This window comes from Nesterenkonia lacusekhoensis (genome assembly GCF_017876395.1).
In the GTDB taxonomy this organism is placed as follows: domain Bacteria; phylum Actinomycetota; class Actinomycetes; order Actinomycetales; family Micrococcaceae; genus Nesterenkonia; species Nesterenkonia lacusekhoensis.
This window is the reverse complement of record NZ_JAGINX010000001.1, coordinates 1,982,571-1,997,615: the sequence shown is the minus strand read 5'-3', so window position 1 is coordinate 1,997,615 and position 15,045 is coordinate 1,982,571. Positions and strand designations below refer to the sequence as shown.

The 15,045-nt window shown below is 67.5% G+C and carries 14 protein-coding genes; 8 read left to right on the top strand and 6 right to left on the bottom strand.

Going from position 1 to position 15,045, the window contains the following annotated elements:
* Positions 1 to 39: 39 nt before the first annotated feature.
* On the bottom strand, positions 40 to 1,041 hold the full coding sequence (locus JOF45_RS09410) for an aldo/keto reductase family protein (protein ID WP_210049289.1): 1,002 nt from the start codon (positions 1,039 to 1,041) through the stop codon (positions 40 to 42).
* Between the two features lie 154 nt (positions 1,042 to 1,195).
* On the opposite strand from JOF45_RS09410, the gene JOF45_RS09405 reads away from it, so the two are divergent.
* A complete protein-coding gene (locus JOF45_RS09405) occupies positions 1,196 to 1,717 on the top strand; it encodes a ferritin (RefSeq protein ID WP_210049287.1) in 522 nt (173 codons plus the stop codon).
* A gap of 21 nt (positions 1,718 to 1,738) precedes the next feature.
* A complete protein-coding gene (locus JOF45_RS09400) occupies positions 1,739 to 4,705 on the top strand; it encodes an AfsR/SARP family transcriptional regulator (RefSeq protein WP_210049285.1) in 2,967 nt (988 codons plus the stop codon).
* Here JOF45_RS09400 and JOF45_RS09395 read toward each other — a convergent pair.
* Positions 4,702 to 6,240, bottom strand: coding sequence for an MFS transporter (locus tag JOF45_RS09395; protein ID WP_210049283.1), 1,539 nt, complete (start codon positions 6,238 to 6,240; stop codon positions 4,702 to 4,704). The two genes, JOF45_RS09400 and JOF45_RS09395, sit on opposite strands and share 4 nt — an antisense overlap.
* Before the next feature lie 136 nt (positions 6,241 to 6,376).
* Here JOF45_RS09395 and JOF45_RS09390 point away from each other — a divergent pair, with 136 nt between their 5' ends.
* Positions 6,377 to 6,796 carry a VOC family protein gene (locus tag JOF45_RS09390; protein ID WP_210049281.1) on the top strand — a complete coding sequence of 140 codons (420 nt, stop codon included), beginning with the start codon at positions 6,377 to 6,379 and terminating at the stop codon, positions 6,794 to 6,796.
* A 115-nt stretch (positions 6,797 to 6,911) separates the two neighbouring features.
* On the opposite strand, the gene JOF45_RS09385 is transcribed toward JOF45_RS09390, so the two are convergent.
* Complete coding sequence (locus JOF45_RS09385; protein ID WP_210049279.1) at positions 6,912 to 7,592, bottom strand: NADPH-dependent FMN reductase; 681 nt, start codon at positions 7,590 to 7,592, stop codon at positions 6,912 to 6,914.
* Between the two features lie 167 nt (positions 7,593 to 7,759).
* Between JOF45_RS09385 and JOF45_RS09380 the strand changes: the two genes are divergently transcribed.
* Positions 7,760 to 8,632, top strand: a complete 873-nt coding sequence (locus JOF45_RS09380; RefSeq protein ID WP_210049277.1) for an alpha/beta fold hydrolase — start codon at positions 7,760 to 7,762, stop codon at positions 8,630 to 8,632.
* On the opposite strand, the gene JOF45_RS09375 is transcribed toward JOF45_RS09380, so the two are convergent.
* Positions 8,621 to 9,370, bottom strand: a complete 750-nt coding sequence (locus JOF45_RS09375) for a TetR/AcrR family transcriptional regulator (protein ID WP_210049275.1) — start codon at positions 9,368 to 9,370, stop codon at positions 8,621 to 8,623. The two genes, JOF45_RS09380 and JOF45_RS09375, sit on opposite strands and share 12 nt — an antisense overlap.
* A 104-nt stretch (positions 9,371 to 9,474) precedes the next feature.
* On the opposite strand from JOF45_RS09375, the gene JOF45_RS09370 reads away from it, so the two are divergent.
* The 3 genes from JOF45_RS09370 (at position 9,475) to JOF45_RS09360 (ending at position 11,924) form a co-directional block, all read left to right on the top strand.
* Positions 9,475 to 10,476, top strand: coding sequence for an ATP-binding cassette domain-containing protein (locus JOF45_RS09370; protein WP_210049274.1), 1,002 nt, complete (start codon positions 9,475 to 9,477; stop codon positions 10,474 to 10,476).
* Entirely contained in the window at positions 10,473 to 11,336 is an 864-nt protein-coding gene (locus tag JOF45_RS09365) for an ABC transporter permease (RefSeq protein WP_210049273.1), read from the top strand. The genes JOF45_RS09370 and JOF45_RS09365 overlap by 4 nt, the downstream gene beginning before the upstream one ends.
* Positions 11,337 to 11,435: 99 nt before the next feature.
* The gene (locus JOF45_RS09360) at positions 11,436 to 11,924 is read left to right on the top strand and encodes a hypothetical protein (protein ID WP_210049272.1); all 489 of its coding nucleotides are present in this window, start codon (positions 11,436 to 11,438) and stop codon (positions 11,922 to 11,924) included.
* A 1-nt stretch (position 11,925) separates the two neighbouring features.
* On the opposite strand, the gene JOF45_RS09355 is transcribed toward JOF45_RS09360, so the two are convergent.
* On the bottom strand, positions 11,926 to 12,504 hold the full coding sequence (locus JOF45_RS09355) for a TetR/AcrR family transcriptional regulator (RefSeq protein ID WP_210049271.1): 579 nt from the start codon (positions 12,502 to 12,504) through the stop codon (positions 11,926 to 11,928).
* Between the two features lie 90 nt (positions 12,505 to 12,594).
* Here JOF45_RS09355 and JOF45_RS09350 point away from each other — a divergent pair, with 90 nt between their 5' ends.
* Positions 12,595 to 14,457, top strand: coding sequence for an ABC transporter ATP-binding protein (locus tag JOF45_RS09350; RefSeq protein WP_245324194.1), 1,863 nt, complete (start codon positions 12,595 to 12,597; stop codon positions 14,455 to 14,457).
* A 34-nt stretch (positions 14,458 to 14,491) separates the two neighbouring features.
* Here JOF45_RS09350 and JOF45_RS09345 read toward each other — a convergent pair whose 3' ends face one another.
* Positions 14,492 to 14,983, bottom strand: a complete 492-nt coding sequence (locus JOF45_RS09345; RefSeq protein ID WP_210049269.1) for a VOC family protein — start codon at positions 14,981 to 14,983, stop codon at positions 14,492 to 14,494.
* Between the last annotated feature and the right edge of the window lie 62 nt (positions 14,984 to 15,045).

Sequence of the window (15,045 nt, the reverse complement as noted above, 5' to 3'; positions counted from 1 at the left end):
GGGAGCAGGGGCACAGTTTCATAACGATTGTGACGTATCTCAGGTCAGTCGCTGCTCCGGAGACGTCGTCAGCGCGGGGTCGTCCTGGGCCAGATGACTGATCACCGCATCGATGGCAGACATCGTGGAGCTGTCCAGTGTGACCCCGGCGGCGGCCACGTTGGAGGCGATCTGCTCGGGGCGGGACGCCCCCACCAGAGCGGAGGCGACGTTGGGGTTCTGCAGCACCCACGCGATGGCCAGCTGGGCCAGGGTGAGGTTGTGATCCTCTGCGATGGGCTTGAGCTTCTGGACGGCGGTGAGCAGCTCGTCGTCCATATACCGCTGGATGAACTTTCCGGCCTCTTCATCGGTGGCGCGGGACCCCTCCGGCAGCGGTTGGCCCGGCAGGTACTTGCCGGTCAGCACGCCCTGAGCGATGGGCGACCAGACGATCTGGCTGACTCCCAGCTCCTCAGAGGTGGGCACCACCTCAGGTTCGATCACCCGCCAGAGCATGTTGTACTGCGGCTGATTGGAGATCAGCTGTATCCCCAGATCCTGGGCCAGCGCATGGCCGGCGCGGATCTGGTCTGCGGTCCACTCGGAGACGCCGATGTAGAGGGCCTTGCCCTGCCTCACCACATCGGCGAAGGCCTGCATGGTCTCCTCCAGCGGCGTCTCATAGTCGAAGCGGTGAGCCTGGTAGAGGTCCACATAGTCGGTGCCCAGCCGCTTCAGCGAGCCGTTGATGGACTCCATGATGTGTTTGCGGGAGAGCCCGGTGTCGTTGGGGCCCTTGGGGCCGGTGGGGAAATAGACCTTGGTGAAGATCTCCAGGGACTCGCGGCGCTGGCCGGCCAGGGCGTCGCCCAGGACCTGCTCGGCCACAGTGTTGGCGTAGACGTCAGCGGTGTCGAAGGTGGTGATCCCGGCCTCGAGGGCGGCGTGGACACAGCGGGTGGCGACGTCGTTCTCCACCTGGGAGCCATGGGTCAGCCAGTTGCCGTAGGTGATCGATGAGATCTTCAGTCCACTGTTGCCCAGGTATCGGAACTCCATGCTTGCTCGCTCTCTGATCAGTTGCCCGGAAATCGGCCCGGAAGGTGCCCGGGCCGTGCGTGTTCTCACCCTATCCAGGCGGCGTCGGCGGGGCTAGGGTGAGAAGAAGCATCCCAAGTCCCCTCGACACCTCATCCCGTGAAGGAGACGCCTCATGGCACAGCTCACCGGCTCATTGGAGGAGGCTTTCAACGCCCAGGTCACCCTGGAGCTGGAAGCGTCCCTGGTCTACCGTCAGCTCGGCATCGAGATGGACATGCTCGATCTGCCGGGCATGGCCTCCTGGTTCCGTGCCCAGGCCGATGAAGAGGTGGTCCATGCCAATCGGTTCATCGACCATATGACCGACCGCGACGCCCATCCACGCGTCCAGGCCATCGGGGCGGTCAGTGTGCGGGCCGGCGGCGTCCTGGAGGCGTTCCAGGCTGCTCTGGCCCATGAGGAGAAGGTCTCGGAAGCCATCCGCAACCTCTATCGACTGGCCCAGCAGGAGGGCGACATCGACGCCCTGCCGCTGCTGAACTGGTTCATCGAGGAGCAGCTGGAGGAGGAGGCCACGGTCTCCGAACTGATCGGCAAGATCCGCCTGATCGATGACGACGGCCCCGGCCTGCTCAAGCTCGATGAGGCTCTCGGTGCTCGCCAGTCCGGAGGCACTGAGGCCAGCTCCGCCTGATCCGGCGTGGCTGGCGGCGGCATGCGGGTACAGGTGCTGGGCCCGGTCCGGCTGGTCACCGCAGGCGGCGACGCCGTGGAGGTCCCGGAGCGCAAGGTCCGGGCGCTGCTTGCTGCTCTGTCCGCCAGCGCCGGGGAAGCTGTCCCCGCTGAAACACTGATCAGTCGAGTCTGGGGCGAGGATCTCCCCGGAAACCCCTCACGGGTGCTGCAGGCCAAGCTGTCGCAGCTGCGCGCCCTGCTGGATCAGGCGGCCCCGGGTGGGCGGAAGCTGTTGAACAGGTCCTCCGGCGGCTACCGGCTCAGCCTGGGGGAGCAGACCTTCGACGCCGCCGCCTTCCGCTCCGCCGTCGGACGTGCCGCCGAACTGCCTGCCGATGGCCACCGAGTCGAGCTGCTCCAGAACGTCCTGGACCTCTGGCGGGGCGGACCCTACGCCGAGTTCGCCGATGAGCTGTGGCTCGGCGCCGAGATCGCTGATCTTGAGGAGACCAGACTGCGTGGCGTCGAGCTCTGTGCGGAGGCGCTGGTGGAGATCGGCCGGCCGGAGCAGGCCGTGACCTCGGCGGCCCCGCTGCTCACCCAACAGCCCACCCGGGAAGGGCTGGCTGCGCCCCTGCTGCTGGCCTACTACCGGACCCGCCGCCAGCCGGAGGCGCTCTCGGCCTATGAGCGGCTGCGTGGACATCTGGCGGAGGAGTTCGGAGCAGATCCCACCCCTGAGCTGCAGCGGCTGCACCTGCAGATCCTCCGGCAGGACCCCGAGCTCGCCGCGGGGCCAACACAGACCGGACCAGCACAGGCCGGCTCGCCGCAGGCGGGGGCTGTTCAGGAAGGGCAGGGCACCGACGAGGCAGGCAGTCGCCTGCCTGCCTATCCCTCACCCTTCCTGGGGCGCGCGGCCGAGGTCCGGCAGGTCTCTGAGCTGATGGCGGAGAACCGTCTGGTGACCCTGCTGGGGATCGGGGGCGTGGGCAAGACCCGGCTGGCCGTGCGTGCCGCCGAAGGGCAGGCGGAGAACGGTGCGGAGGTGTGGTTCGTGGACCTCGCCGAGGTGGTCGAGGGTTCCACCGTGGGGGAGGCCCGCGCAGAGGATTCCTGCCGGCTGATCGGCGTGGCCGCGGCCGCCCTGGGCCTCACCTCCCCGTGGCAGGAGAGCTCGGATGTCCTGCGGCGTCTGGTGCTGGCGCTGGAGGGCCGGGACGCCCTGCTGGTGCTGGACAACTGCGAACATATCGTCGAGGATGTGGCATTCTTCACCGCGCAGCTGCTGCGGCGAGCCCCTCAGCTGCGGATTCTGACCACCAGCCGCGAACCCCTGAACCTGCCGGAGGAGCAGCGCTTCACCGTGCCGCCGCTGACTGCTCAGGACACCGAGAGTCCGGCGGTGGAGTTCTTCCTGACCCGGGCCCGCGCGGTCGATGCGGCCATCGATGACGATCCGGAGGCGGCAGGCTCGGCCGCCGAGTTGTGCCGCCGCCTGGACGGGCTTCCGCTGGCCCTGGAGCTGGCCGCCGCCCAGACCCATGTCCTCTCGGTGGCTCAGCTGCTGGAGAGGATCTCTGACCGGCTGGATCTGTTGGCGCGTCCGGGCCGGGCCGCTCCCCGCCGGCAGCAGACGCTGCGCGGGATGCTCGATTGGAGCTGGTCTCTGCTCCAGGAGCAGGAACAGATCCTGCTGCGCCGCCTGGCAGTGCACCCGGTCTCCTGGCGCTTGGACGCAGTGGAGGAGATCTGCGCGGATCTCGAGCTGCCCCGGCGCCGGGTGCTGCCGGCGCTGGTCACCCTGGTGGAGCGCAGCCTGGTCTCCACGGTGCGCGCCGACGGTGAGCTTCGCTACCGGCTGTTGGAGACCGTCGGGGCCTATGCTGCGGAGAAGCTGGCGGTCTCAGGGGATCGGGAGGCGGTGGCCGGCAGGCATCTGAACTACCACCTGGCTCTGGTGGAATGCGCCGAGCACTACCTCTTCGGGCCCCGTGCCCGGGACTGGGTGAGACGGCTGGATGAGGCCCGGCCTCATCTGAACCATGCCATCGATGAGGCGCTGCACCGTGGGGACGGGGCCGCCGGCGTCGGGCTGGTGCGCGCGCTCTTCTGGTACCGGTGGATGACCGGACGGGTGGATACGCTGCTCGAGGAGCTTCCTGCCGTGCTGGCCTGCCCATACCAGGGCGAGAGTCCGGAGCAGCGGCGGGCCTATGCTCAGACGCTGGTCCTGGCCCGGACTGTGGCTGACCGCCGGCCGGGCCAGAAGGTCACACAGGTGCTGGCCGCCCTGGAGAGCTTCGCCCCGGATGAGGAGAGCCAGCTGGCGCGCATGCAGGTCCAGTGGTTCGCGGCCTCGGTGATGTTCGCTGACCTGGAGCATCGGGACCAAGGCAGCCGGTTGGCCGATGAGTCCATCGCCCACCTGCTGCAGGCCGGCGACCTGCGCGGTGCGGCCTTCGCCAGCACCCAGCGGGACTGGTTCCTGCTGGATTTCTGGGGCATCCCACCCGCTGGGCTGCCGGAGGGGCACGACGCCGAACAGATCCTCCGTGCCCACGGGGACGTCTATGGGCTGACCCAGGCGCTCGGGATCCAGCATCTCTGGGCGGAGGCCCAAGGGCGCACGGAGGAAGCACAGCAGAGGGCCGATGAGGCGACTGCCCTGTGTGCCGAGCTCAGCCTGGATGGTGAGTCGGCCTTCTGGATGCTGGTGCAGTCGGTGACCAGCCTGCGCAGTAACGATCTGGATGCTGCCGAGGATCAGCTGTCCCGGGCCCGCGCTCTGGCCCAGCGGACCGCCTTCGTCTACTGCATCACGCTCAGCGAGGCTGTGGGTGCCATGCTGGCCGAGCGTCGCGGCGACGTCGATCATGCGCGGCAGGTGCTTGCGGCCTTCTCCGCAGAGGACCGGGAGGATGCCCGCCGCACGCTGGTGCGCTATCTGGGGGAGCACGCGCTGCCTGCCGAGCTGCAGCCGGCAGCCGGCTCGGCCGCGTCCTAGTGCAGCTGCACGTGGCGGCGCAGGACCAGGAAGACCACGGCCAGGCCCAGGAAGACCACCACGCCCACGCCGTAGCCGGCCTGGGTGACTGCGGTGAAGGCGATCTCGCCGGCCTCGGCCAAGCGCTGGCCGGCAGACCCGCCGAGCCCCTCGGCCACAGCGGCCGAGCCGCCCAGGCTCTCCCCGGCGGTCTCCACGGCGTCCTCGGGGACACCGCTGGCCTGGGCCGTGAGGATATAGCGGTAGAAGGCCAGTGCGCCGGCTCCCAGGAAGGCCAGCGAGGAGGCCATTCCCAGGCTGGCGGTGACCTCCTGGAGGGCGGAGGCGGATCCGGTCTTCTCCTCCGACGCAGCGCCGATCAGCATCTGTGAGACCAGGGTCAGGTAGGGCGAGCTCGTCAGAGCGATCAGCGTCAGGGCGATGACCAGGCTGGTCAGATTCGCCTCTGGCAGCAGCAGGATCAGCCCGGCGGTCAGCAGTGCGGACAGCGCCAGCATGGCCGCTGTGGCGTGGCCTTTGTGCTTGGCCTGGGCGAGCAGGGGAGTCAGCATGGTTCCGGCCGTCCCGCCCAATGCGGGGGTCAGCAGCACCATGCCGGTCTCCAGCGGACTGAGGCCCCTGACCAGCTGCATGTATTGGGGCAGCAGCATCTCGGCCACGGTGAGGCTGAAGATACCGACGAAGAGCACCACCAGCATCAGCCGCATGGTCCGGCTGCCGAAGAGCTCCAGGTCCAGCAGCGGGTGCTCGGCGGTGCGCTGGCGGCGGATGAACAGCATGAGCAGGCCGATTCCCACACTGGAGGAGAGCAGCGGCAGCCAGGTGGACTCGCCGGCGGAGAGTTCCTGAAACCCGTAGACCAGGGCGAGGATGGCGGCCACGGAGAGGACCACGGAGGCGGCGTCGAGCTTCACGCTCCGGTCTGCGTTGTTGCGCTCCAGCAGGAGAGGGCCGCCGATCAGCAGCACGGCCGCGATGGGCACGTTGATCAGGAAGACCGCGCCCCACCAGAAATGCTCCAGGATGAGACCGCCGAAGGGCGGTCCGGCCGCAGCACCTCCGGTGAAGGCGGCCATAAAGGCGGCGAAGGCGATGTTGTACTGCTTGGGGTCCCGGAAGGATCGGCGGATCAGAATCATGCCCGCCGGGGTGAAGGCCGCCGCGGCCATGCCCAGCAGGGCGCGGCCGCCGATGAGCATCTCCGGGTTCACCGCGTAGGCGGCCAGCAGGGAGGCTACGGCATAGGCGGCGACGGCGCCCAGCAGCAGTCGGCGGGCACCGATCCTGCGCGCCAGCAGCCCGAAGGTGATCATCGTGGCCGCACTGAGGAACTCGCCGATATGCAGGATCCACAGCTGCTGGGAGCCGGCCGGCAGCAGGTCGGCTGAGATGGCCGGCATCGCCAGGTAGAGCACGGTGACATCAGTGGCCAGCATGAACAGCGGGACCACCATGATGATCAGGCCGAGCCACTGTTTCAGCGTGGCCCGCGGCGGGGACGCAGGGACGGCGTCGTTCTCTGTGCGAGTAGTCATAGCCTCAGGCTGTACCCGGGACGTTCCGGTTCTGTTCCGGGTGTGGGGCGGAGGACCGGAAGGTGACCGGAACGGGAGAGGGGTCAGGGCCCGCCTGACTCTGGTGGTGGGCAGTCGCAGGCGCTAGCGTTCAGCCATGGAGCAGCGCATCTCACTGATCACTCTGGCCGTCTCCGATGTCGGGCGCTCGCGGGAGTTCTATGTCACTGGACTGGGATGGACGCCCGAATTGGAGGCGCCCGGCGTCGTGATGATCCGCACCGGGGAGCACCTGCTCTTCTCGCTCTGGGCGACTGACGAGTTCGAAGAGGAGGTCGGGCCGATCCGCACGGGAGCCGGCGTCGTTCCGCTGACAATGGCGCATAATGTGGCTTCCGAGGAGGAGGTCGACGCCGTGCTGGCTGCGGCAGCGCAGGCCGGTGCGGAGCCGGTCTCCTCGGCGGTGAGACGCAGCTGGGGCGGATATAGCGGATACTTCGGGGATCCGGACGGATACCGATGGGAGATCGCCTGTGCGCCCGGTCCGGTCAACGACATCGTGGTGCCGAAGTCCTGATCCGCGGCCCGCAGCCCAGCCAGACGTCCTTTCGGGCAGCACCCCTGAACCTGGCCCGGCTCATTGTCCGGGTCGGTGATCAGGTGGAGGCGGGGTGTGATGACATGGCGCTCCGCTACGCCGAGGCCGCCGCGGGTGTGAGGTCTGCCGCCTGAACTTCACCGCTGTCAGTGCGGTCTTCGCCGTTGGGCGCCGCCGCAAAGTCCAGCCCCGGGTAGGGACGGCTGGCCCGGGCGTCCCGCAACATCGGGGCCCACCAGGCCAGCTCATCGAGCACTGCTGCTGCCCGTTCGCGCAGCCCCTCGCGGTCCACAGGCGTGCCATCGTGGTCGAAGAGCTTCCAGAAGTCGGGCAGAGAGATGAAGTTCTTCACCGTCACGGAGGGGAACTCGGGGAAGATGCCGCGCAGGTGCTCGATGGAGGTCAGGCCGCCGGTGTTGCCTCCGTAGGAGACGAAGGAGACCGGCCGCAGGGCCCATTCCGCATAGAACCAGTCGATGGCGGTCTTCAGGGCCGCGGAGTAGCTGCGGTTATAGACCGGTGTCACCAGGACGAAGGCGTCCGCTGCGGCCAGGCGCTCGCCGAGCCGCAGGACCCCAGCCGGTGGGGTGGCGGCGGGATCATCGCCAGCGAGCTCCATGGGTAGGGCGTAGTCGCCCAGGTCGATGAGGTCGACGTCGAAGGAGCCGTGGAGCTGCGCCTCCTCGGCGAGCCAGGAAGCCGGCGTCGGGCCGAACCGGTCGGGGCGGATGCTTCCGATGATGATGGCCAGTGTGGGCTTCTCAGTGACAGACATGGTGTCTTCCTCCGGTCAGTGTGGGGAACTGTGCACTGCCAGTGTGGAAGCGGGGTGTTCCGAGAATGCTCCGGAGCTCTTCCTCCCGAGGGCTGATGCCCACGCTGAACCTTCACGTTATGAAGTCGACACTGTGATTCCCCAGCGGTGCGCCCTACGCTGAGGCCATGACAGGCGTGACTCGCCCCACCGAGGTGGCCGAACTGGGTGCTGCCACTGTGGAATACCGGCATGAATCTCGGGGAGAGGACGCGGCCCTGATCTTCCCCGGTGGTCATATGCACGCCGGCTTCGCCGTGGGGGAGGAGAGCTTCGCGGGCCTCGGATACTCAGTGCTCGCGGTAACCCGTCCCGGCTATGGGCGCACGACGTCGGCCCCACCCTCAGCAGACTCGCCCACGGCAGAAGTCGAACGGTTCTGCGATGCCGTGCACTCGCTGTGTGAGCAGCTGAGGGTCCGGCGAGTGGTCGCCGTCGGGATCTCAGCGGGCGGGCCCACTGCCCTGGCGATGGCCCAGCGGCATCCGAGACTGGTCCAGAAGCTCATCCTGCAGTCTTCTGTGGGGCCGGCTCCCTGGCCTGATGCCCGCACCAGGGCCGTGGCTCGGCTGACGCTTGGGCCAGGAGGGGAGCGGCTGACCTGGGGATTCATGCGCGCCATGATGAAGACTTCGCGGCAGGCCGGGCTGGTTTCCTTGGTGGGGCAGCTCTCCACGCTGCCCGGGAAACAAGCGGTGACCGCGCTCACCCAGCAGAATCGTGAAGACCTGGCAGCGGCCGCCTCGCAGCTGCGCTCGGGACGGGGGTTTCTTCGCGACCTCGACCTGCTCCGCAGTCCACGTGCGTGGAGGCCGCAGCAGGATGCGCTGGTCATCCACAGCAGAAGAGACGGTTCTGTTCCCTTCTCGCATGCCGAAGAGCTTGCGGCCATGCTGCCGCAGGCCACCCTGATGGAGACCTCGGCGGAGCATCACCTGATCTGGTTCGCCTCGGACTGGCCGCGGGTGGCATCTCGGATCCGCGCGTTCCTAGCTCCCTGAGGCCTCCCGGCGGGCCACCTGCTTCTCCACGCCGTCGAGCAGCAGGTCGAGGCCCAGCTCGAAGTGCTCCTCCCAGGTTCCGGCGAAGGTGTCTTCGGACAGCGCTGCCATGACCGGGAATCGCCCGCTGGCGAAGATCGCCTCCAGCATCGGGGCCTGGCTCTCCCAGAACTGATCATCAGTCATCCCGGATTCACAGGCCGCTCGGTTGGAGAGGATCTCCTGGCGCACGGCACCGGTGACGTAGGAGTCCAGGGCGACGATCACCTGCATCTTCTGCTGGTCGCTCAGCGGCATCTCGCGCAGCCCGTCGAAGATCAGCTCCATGTCTGCCATCGAGTTCGGGCCCAGCACCGGCTGGGTCCAGTTGACCTGCAGCAGCCAGGGGTGAGTGAGGTACTGGGCGCGTCCGCCGCGGCCCACCGCTTCCAACCCGGCGCGCCACCCCCGCGCGAAGGCGGACTCTCTGGTGGGATCCGGGCCGCTGACGGCATCGAGCATCAGATTCAGCAGCTCGGTCTTCGAGGGAACATAGCGGTAGAGCGACATCGCTCCGACGCCGAGCTTCTGCGCCAACTTCCGCATGGAGACGGCGTCGAGTCCCTCCTGGTCAGCCAGCTCCACACCGGCTTGGACGATCTGTTCCAGCGTCAGTGTGGGTTTGGGGCCCTTCTTGGGCTCTGGAAGGCCTTCCCAGAGCAGCCTCAGACTCTGCACCACCGGGTTCTGCTCGTTCATGGCACCTCGTGGGATCCAGGGGATTGTGTACTGCGGACAGTGTACGGTACTGTTCTGCGTGCATCGTACGCCGTACAACGTACTCAGATATGAGAGGACTTCTGATGCCTTCTGAATCCGCAGTCGAGGCCGAAGGTCTCGTCAAGACATACAAGGAGAAGGTGGCCCTGGACGGGGTCGACCTCGCTGTCCCCAGCGGCACCGTCCATGGGCTGTTAGGGCCCAATGGAGCCGGCAAGACCACAGCGGTCCGGATCCTGGCCACGCTGACCATCCCCGACGGCGGCCAGGCGCGCGTGGCCGGCCACGACGTAGTCTCCCAGCCGCGCCAGGTGCGGCGCAGCATCGGGCTGACCGGACAGCAGACAGCGGTGGACGACCTGATGACGGCGCGACAGAACCTGACCATGTTCGGCCGGCTCTTTCGGCTGCCTAAGGCGCAGGCACGGCGGCGGGCGGAGGAGCTGCTGGAGCTCTTCAGCCTGGAGGAGGCCGCCGACCGTTCGCCCAAGAAGTTCTCCGGCGGTATGCGGCGCCGGCTGGATCTGGCTGCCTCCATGATCCTGGCGCCCCAGGTGCTGTTCCTGGATGAGCCCACCACGGGGCTGGACCCGGCCGGGCGCCGAGAGGTCTGGGAGGCGGTGGAGAATTTGGCCGCTCAGGGCACCACGGTCCTGCTGACCACCCACTATCTCGATGAGGCCGACAAGCTCTGTGACCGGATCAGCGTGATCGACCACGGCCGCAACTTCGTCGAGGACACCCCGGCCGGGCTCAAGCGGCGGATCGGGGAGGAGCGCCTGGAGGTGGTGGCCGCCGACCCTGCTGAGCTGAACCGGCTGGCCGAGCTGGTCGGGAGGGTGGCCGGCGTCGAGGTCTCTGCTGATGCTTCCGCATCGCGGGTCAGTGTGCCCGTGCCGGATGGGGTGGCCGCACTGACCATGGCGGCGGCCGAGATCCGCACCCAGGGGTTGGAGATCGCAGACATCGGCCTGCGCCGCCCCACCTTGGACGAAGCATTCCTGCACCTGACCGGCGGTGGCCAGGGAGCTGCCCCGCAGGCCGTCCAGCAGGACGAGCCGAAGACCCTTGAGGAGACCCGATGACAACGACGACGACACCGAGCTTCTTCGGAAGCCGTACCCCTGAGGCCTCCGGCTCCGGTCTGATCTGGTCGCTGCGCGACTGCTGGACCATCGTGCTCCAGGAGTTCACGCACCTGTTGCGTCAGCCCTCGACCTTCGGGTGGCAGATCGGCTTCCCCGTAGTGATGGTCCTGATGTTCGTCTACGTCTTCGGCTCCGCCATGGACGTCACCGGGCAGGGCGCGGGCGAGGGCTATGTGGACTTCGCGATGCCGGGCATGTTCGCCATGACGATGGCCCTGGGCTTTATGGACACCGCCTATGCGGTCACCCATAACAAGGAGAAGGGCTTCATGGATCGGTTCCGCTCCATGCCCATGTCCACCTCCGCGCCGGTGACCGGCCGGGCCGTCGCTGACGTCATCCGGGCGGCCATGGATCTGGCGGTGATCGCAGGAGTGGCGCTGCTGATCGGCTGGCGCTCGGGCGGGAGCATCGGGGCCACACTGTTGGCCTTCCTCCTGCTGCTATGGCTGCGCCTGGCACTGATATTCGTGGGCATCTTCTTGGGGCTGAGCATCAAGAACACCGAGACGGCCGGATCCCTGTTCGCCGTGGCATTCCCACTGGGCTTCATCTCTGCGGTGTTCACGCCGCCGGAGATGATGCCGGGCTGGTTGGGTGCTGTCGCCGCATGGAACCCCGTCTCCTCCACAGCCACGGCGATCCGCGAACTCTTCGCGACGCCGGGGATCGAGTACCTGGAGCCGGCCTACTGGATCGACGGGCACGCCTTGGCCGGCGCGATCATCTGGCCCGCAGTGATCATGGCGATCTTCCTGCCGCTTGCCGTGCGGCAGTTCAAGAGCCTGAGCCGATAGGTCTGGCGTCTGCGCTCACGCGTGAGGCAGTCTGGCGCGCAGCAACGTCGACCAGAGAGGTGAGGGAGGACGACCTCGGCGGGATTCTGGCGGAGCATCGTGGGCGAGCTGACTCCTGCGCAGTCGGCTGCCGTTCTGTCCTTCGCCGCGGACAGTGCTCTGGGGGTGGGTCTGCGGGCCGTTCGGCGCGCAGGCCCACTCCGCGGAGCGGTGATGGGCTTCCAGGCGTTCGACCTGGTGGGTGGTCTCGTGGCCTTCCAATGCGCCGGGACCCGCAGCAAGTACGCGGACGGCACTGGGCTGAGGCGTCTGGCATTTCCGGTGCTGCATGTTCAGCCCTACATCGTGCCCCTCACCGGAGAAGGTTCCTGGACGGTTGCTGCTGGTCGGCACCTGGCAGCAGTGGCGTCCACTGCTGCCCTCGACCAGGTCGAGATGAAGCCCCGGAGTCGACGGGTGACGGCGAACATCGTGGCGGCGGGTCTCAGCCTATGCGACCTCGCGGTGGCTGATTCTCGTCAACGGTGGTTTGGGCCGGTGTACCTCTTCAAAGTCGTCGGACGTCATGCCAGCCTCATGCCTGGATAGGTCAGTGTGCGGACGGGTCCGCGGCGGCTGCCTTGAGCAGGCTGCGGATCGCCTGCTGCCGGGCTTCGAAGCCGTTGATCCGTCCGCCGGACTCGCCGGGCAGGTGGTGGACCATGTAGAGCATGGCCCACATGGAGCTGCTGAGCCATTCCATGCTCAACTGTGGGTCCATGCTGCCGTCGGCATGACCACGGGCGATCATCGCCCCGATGCGCTGCTCAGTCTCGTCAGGCTCCTCAACGTTCTGCTGCGCGTTCTCTGAGGTGGCCGCCCACCACCAGACGAGCACGGACAGGCTGTCCAGCAGCTCGGTGCACAGTCGCCGGTAGGCCTCAAACCCGGTGCCCTCCTCTAAGCGGGCCCGGTCGGCCACTTCGTCCCAGGCCTGCTCGGCCAGGTCGGTGGCCGAGCTGCGCAGGGCTTCCCGGTCGCTGAAGTATCGATGGAAGGTGCTGCGGGAGACTCCGGCTTTGGTGGCGATTTCGGACAGCGGGGCGCTGGGGTCGGCGCTGAGCACCTCGATGCCGGCCTCCAGGATTGCGCGTCGGGTGCGTTCGGCGGCGAAGCTGTTCTGTGGCATGCCACAAGACTATAGCCAGAACGGCAAGTGAATGTCCCGTAGTGAATCAATCATTGACAAGAATGGTACAGATCTGTCGCAATAATGACTATGACTGACGCATCATCCGTTCCCCTCCAGCCTGCAGGCTCTGCGGCTGATTCCATGCCCACCTCGGCGCGGGTCCGCATCCTCTGGTCCTTCGCCCGGCCCTACCTGCCGGCGCTCGCCGTCGCGCTGCTGCTGGGGCTGCTCACCTCTGCCATGGCCCTGATCAGCCCCCTGGTGACCGAATGGGTGCTCGAAACATTGGAGGTCGGCGGCTCGCTGCTCAACCCCGTCCTGATCCTGCTGGGCCTGCTGGTGGTGGGCGCTGCCGTCGGATGGTATCAGTGGGTCCTGCTGGGAAGGCTGGCCGAGGACATCGTCTATGACGCCCGACGCCGTATGGTGCTGCGCTATCTGGGCAGTCGCGTCTTCGATCTGCTCCGGCACAGCCCGGGGGAGCTGGTCACCCGGACCACCAGTGACACTGTGCTGCTCAACCAGGCCGCCTCCAGTTCGGTGATCGGGCTCATCAACGGTGCCGTCACGCTGGTCGGCTCCCTGGTGATCATGGCCTGGCTGGACCTGCCGCTGCTGCTGGCCACTTTGGGCGCGGTCGCCGTGGTGTTCCTGTGCTTCGCAGTGCTCATGCCGCGGATCGCCAAGGCCGAGGAGAAGGCTCAGGCCGCGCTCGCCGGCCTGGGGACCCAGGTGGAGGGAACCGTGCGTGCGGTCAAGACGGTGAAGTCGTCCTCCGCTGAGGCTTCCCGCTATGAGGCGGTCATGGAGCACGCCGGGGAATCTCGTCGCCACAGCATGCGCTCTGTGCGGACTCAGGCCACAGCGTGGACCATCAGCGGCGGTGCCATGGAGCTGGCCATCGTGGTGGTGCTCGGCTTCGGCGCCTACCGGGTCAGCATCGAGGAGATGGGCGTGCCGACTCTGGTGGCCTTCCTGCTCTACGTATGGGGCCTCATGGGCCCGATGATGGAGCTGACGCAGAACCTGACGACGCTGCAGTCGGGGCTCGCTGCCGCGGGACGCATCGCCCAGATTGAGAAGCTGCCCGCCGAGGATGCCGCTCTGGAGGTACGAGTGACCGGGCGCGCCGATCAGGGCGTCCGCACTGCCGAGAATCGGCTCGCCGCACAGGGCGGAAGTCGGACCGCTGCGCGGGTCCCCACCTCGGGAGATGTCCCCGCCCTGCAGATGCAGGGGGTCACTGCACGTTACGGCGCCGAGGCGGAGCCCGCCGTCGTTGACCTGGACCTCACCGTGCCGCAGGCCGGGCATGTGGCGCTGGTGGGCTCCTCGGGGGCCGGGAAGACCACCGTGCTGAACCTCATGCTGCGCTTCCTGCAGGCCGACCAGGGCCGGATCCTGTTGTCGGGGGTGCCCTATGAGAAGCTGGCCCACGCCCAGGCGCGCTCTGCTTTCGCCTACGTGGAGCAGGAGACCCCGGTGGTGCCTGGGACCATTCGGGAGAACCTGCTGTTCTCGAATCCCGGTGCCTCCGAGGAGCAGGTCCAGGGGGTGCTCGAGCGGCTGCACCTGGCCGAGAAGATCGCCTCGCTCCCAGAGGGGTTGGATGCCGCACTGACCGAGACCAACGTCTCCGGCGGTCAGCGCCAACGGATCTCCCTGGCCCGGGCCCTGCTCGCCGAGCCGCAGGTCCTTCTGTTGGACGAGGCCACGGCCCAGGTGGATGGGATCACTGAGGCCGCCATCCAGGAGACCATCGCCGAGGTCGCGAAGACCCGGGCCGTGGTAACCATCGCCCACCGGCTGTCCACGATCATCGATGCGGACCAGATCCTGGTGATGGACGGCGGCCGGGTGACTGCCCGCGGTACACATGCTCAGCTGCTGGGCAGCAGCGAGCTCTACCGCGATCTGGTCGCAGCGTTGCGGATCGAGACGACCGTATAGCGCTCCAGGGTCAGACGACCTGGTGCCCTGCCGTTCAGTCCAGGCAGAACTCGTTGCCTTCAGGGTCGGCCATGATGATGTGCCCCCAGATCAGCGGCATCTCTGGCTCCTGACGGTGGAGCCTCTGGGCGCCGAGTGCGATCAGCCGGTCGCATTCGGTCTCCAACACCTCGAACCGGTCGTCTCCGAACAGCGGCTCTCCCGCAGCGTCGATTGCGACGTGCAGGTCCACGTGCAGACGGTTCTTGGTGACCTTCTCCTCAGGAACCTGTTGGAAGAACAGGCGGGGTCCGACGCCGGCCGGGTCTTCCAATGCGGAGAAGGCGTTCCAGTCCTCCCGGGGCAGACCGATCTCCTCGAGGAAACCGTCCCAAGCCTCCAAGGGGTCGGTGTTCTCGGGGACGTCCACTCCTGGAGGGGATGGGTGGCGATAGTTCAGGGCATCGCGCCAGAAGCGTGAGAGGCCGCGAGGATCGTGGGCGTCGAAGGTGACCTGGAGTGCAGGGGCGGTGGTTGAGCGGCTCATCGTCTCTCCTGGGATCGAGGGTCGTCCTCTCAGTGTGAGGAAGATTGCGGACAGCTCTGGTC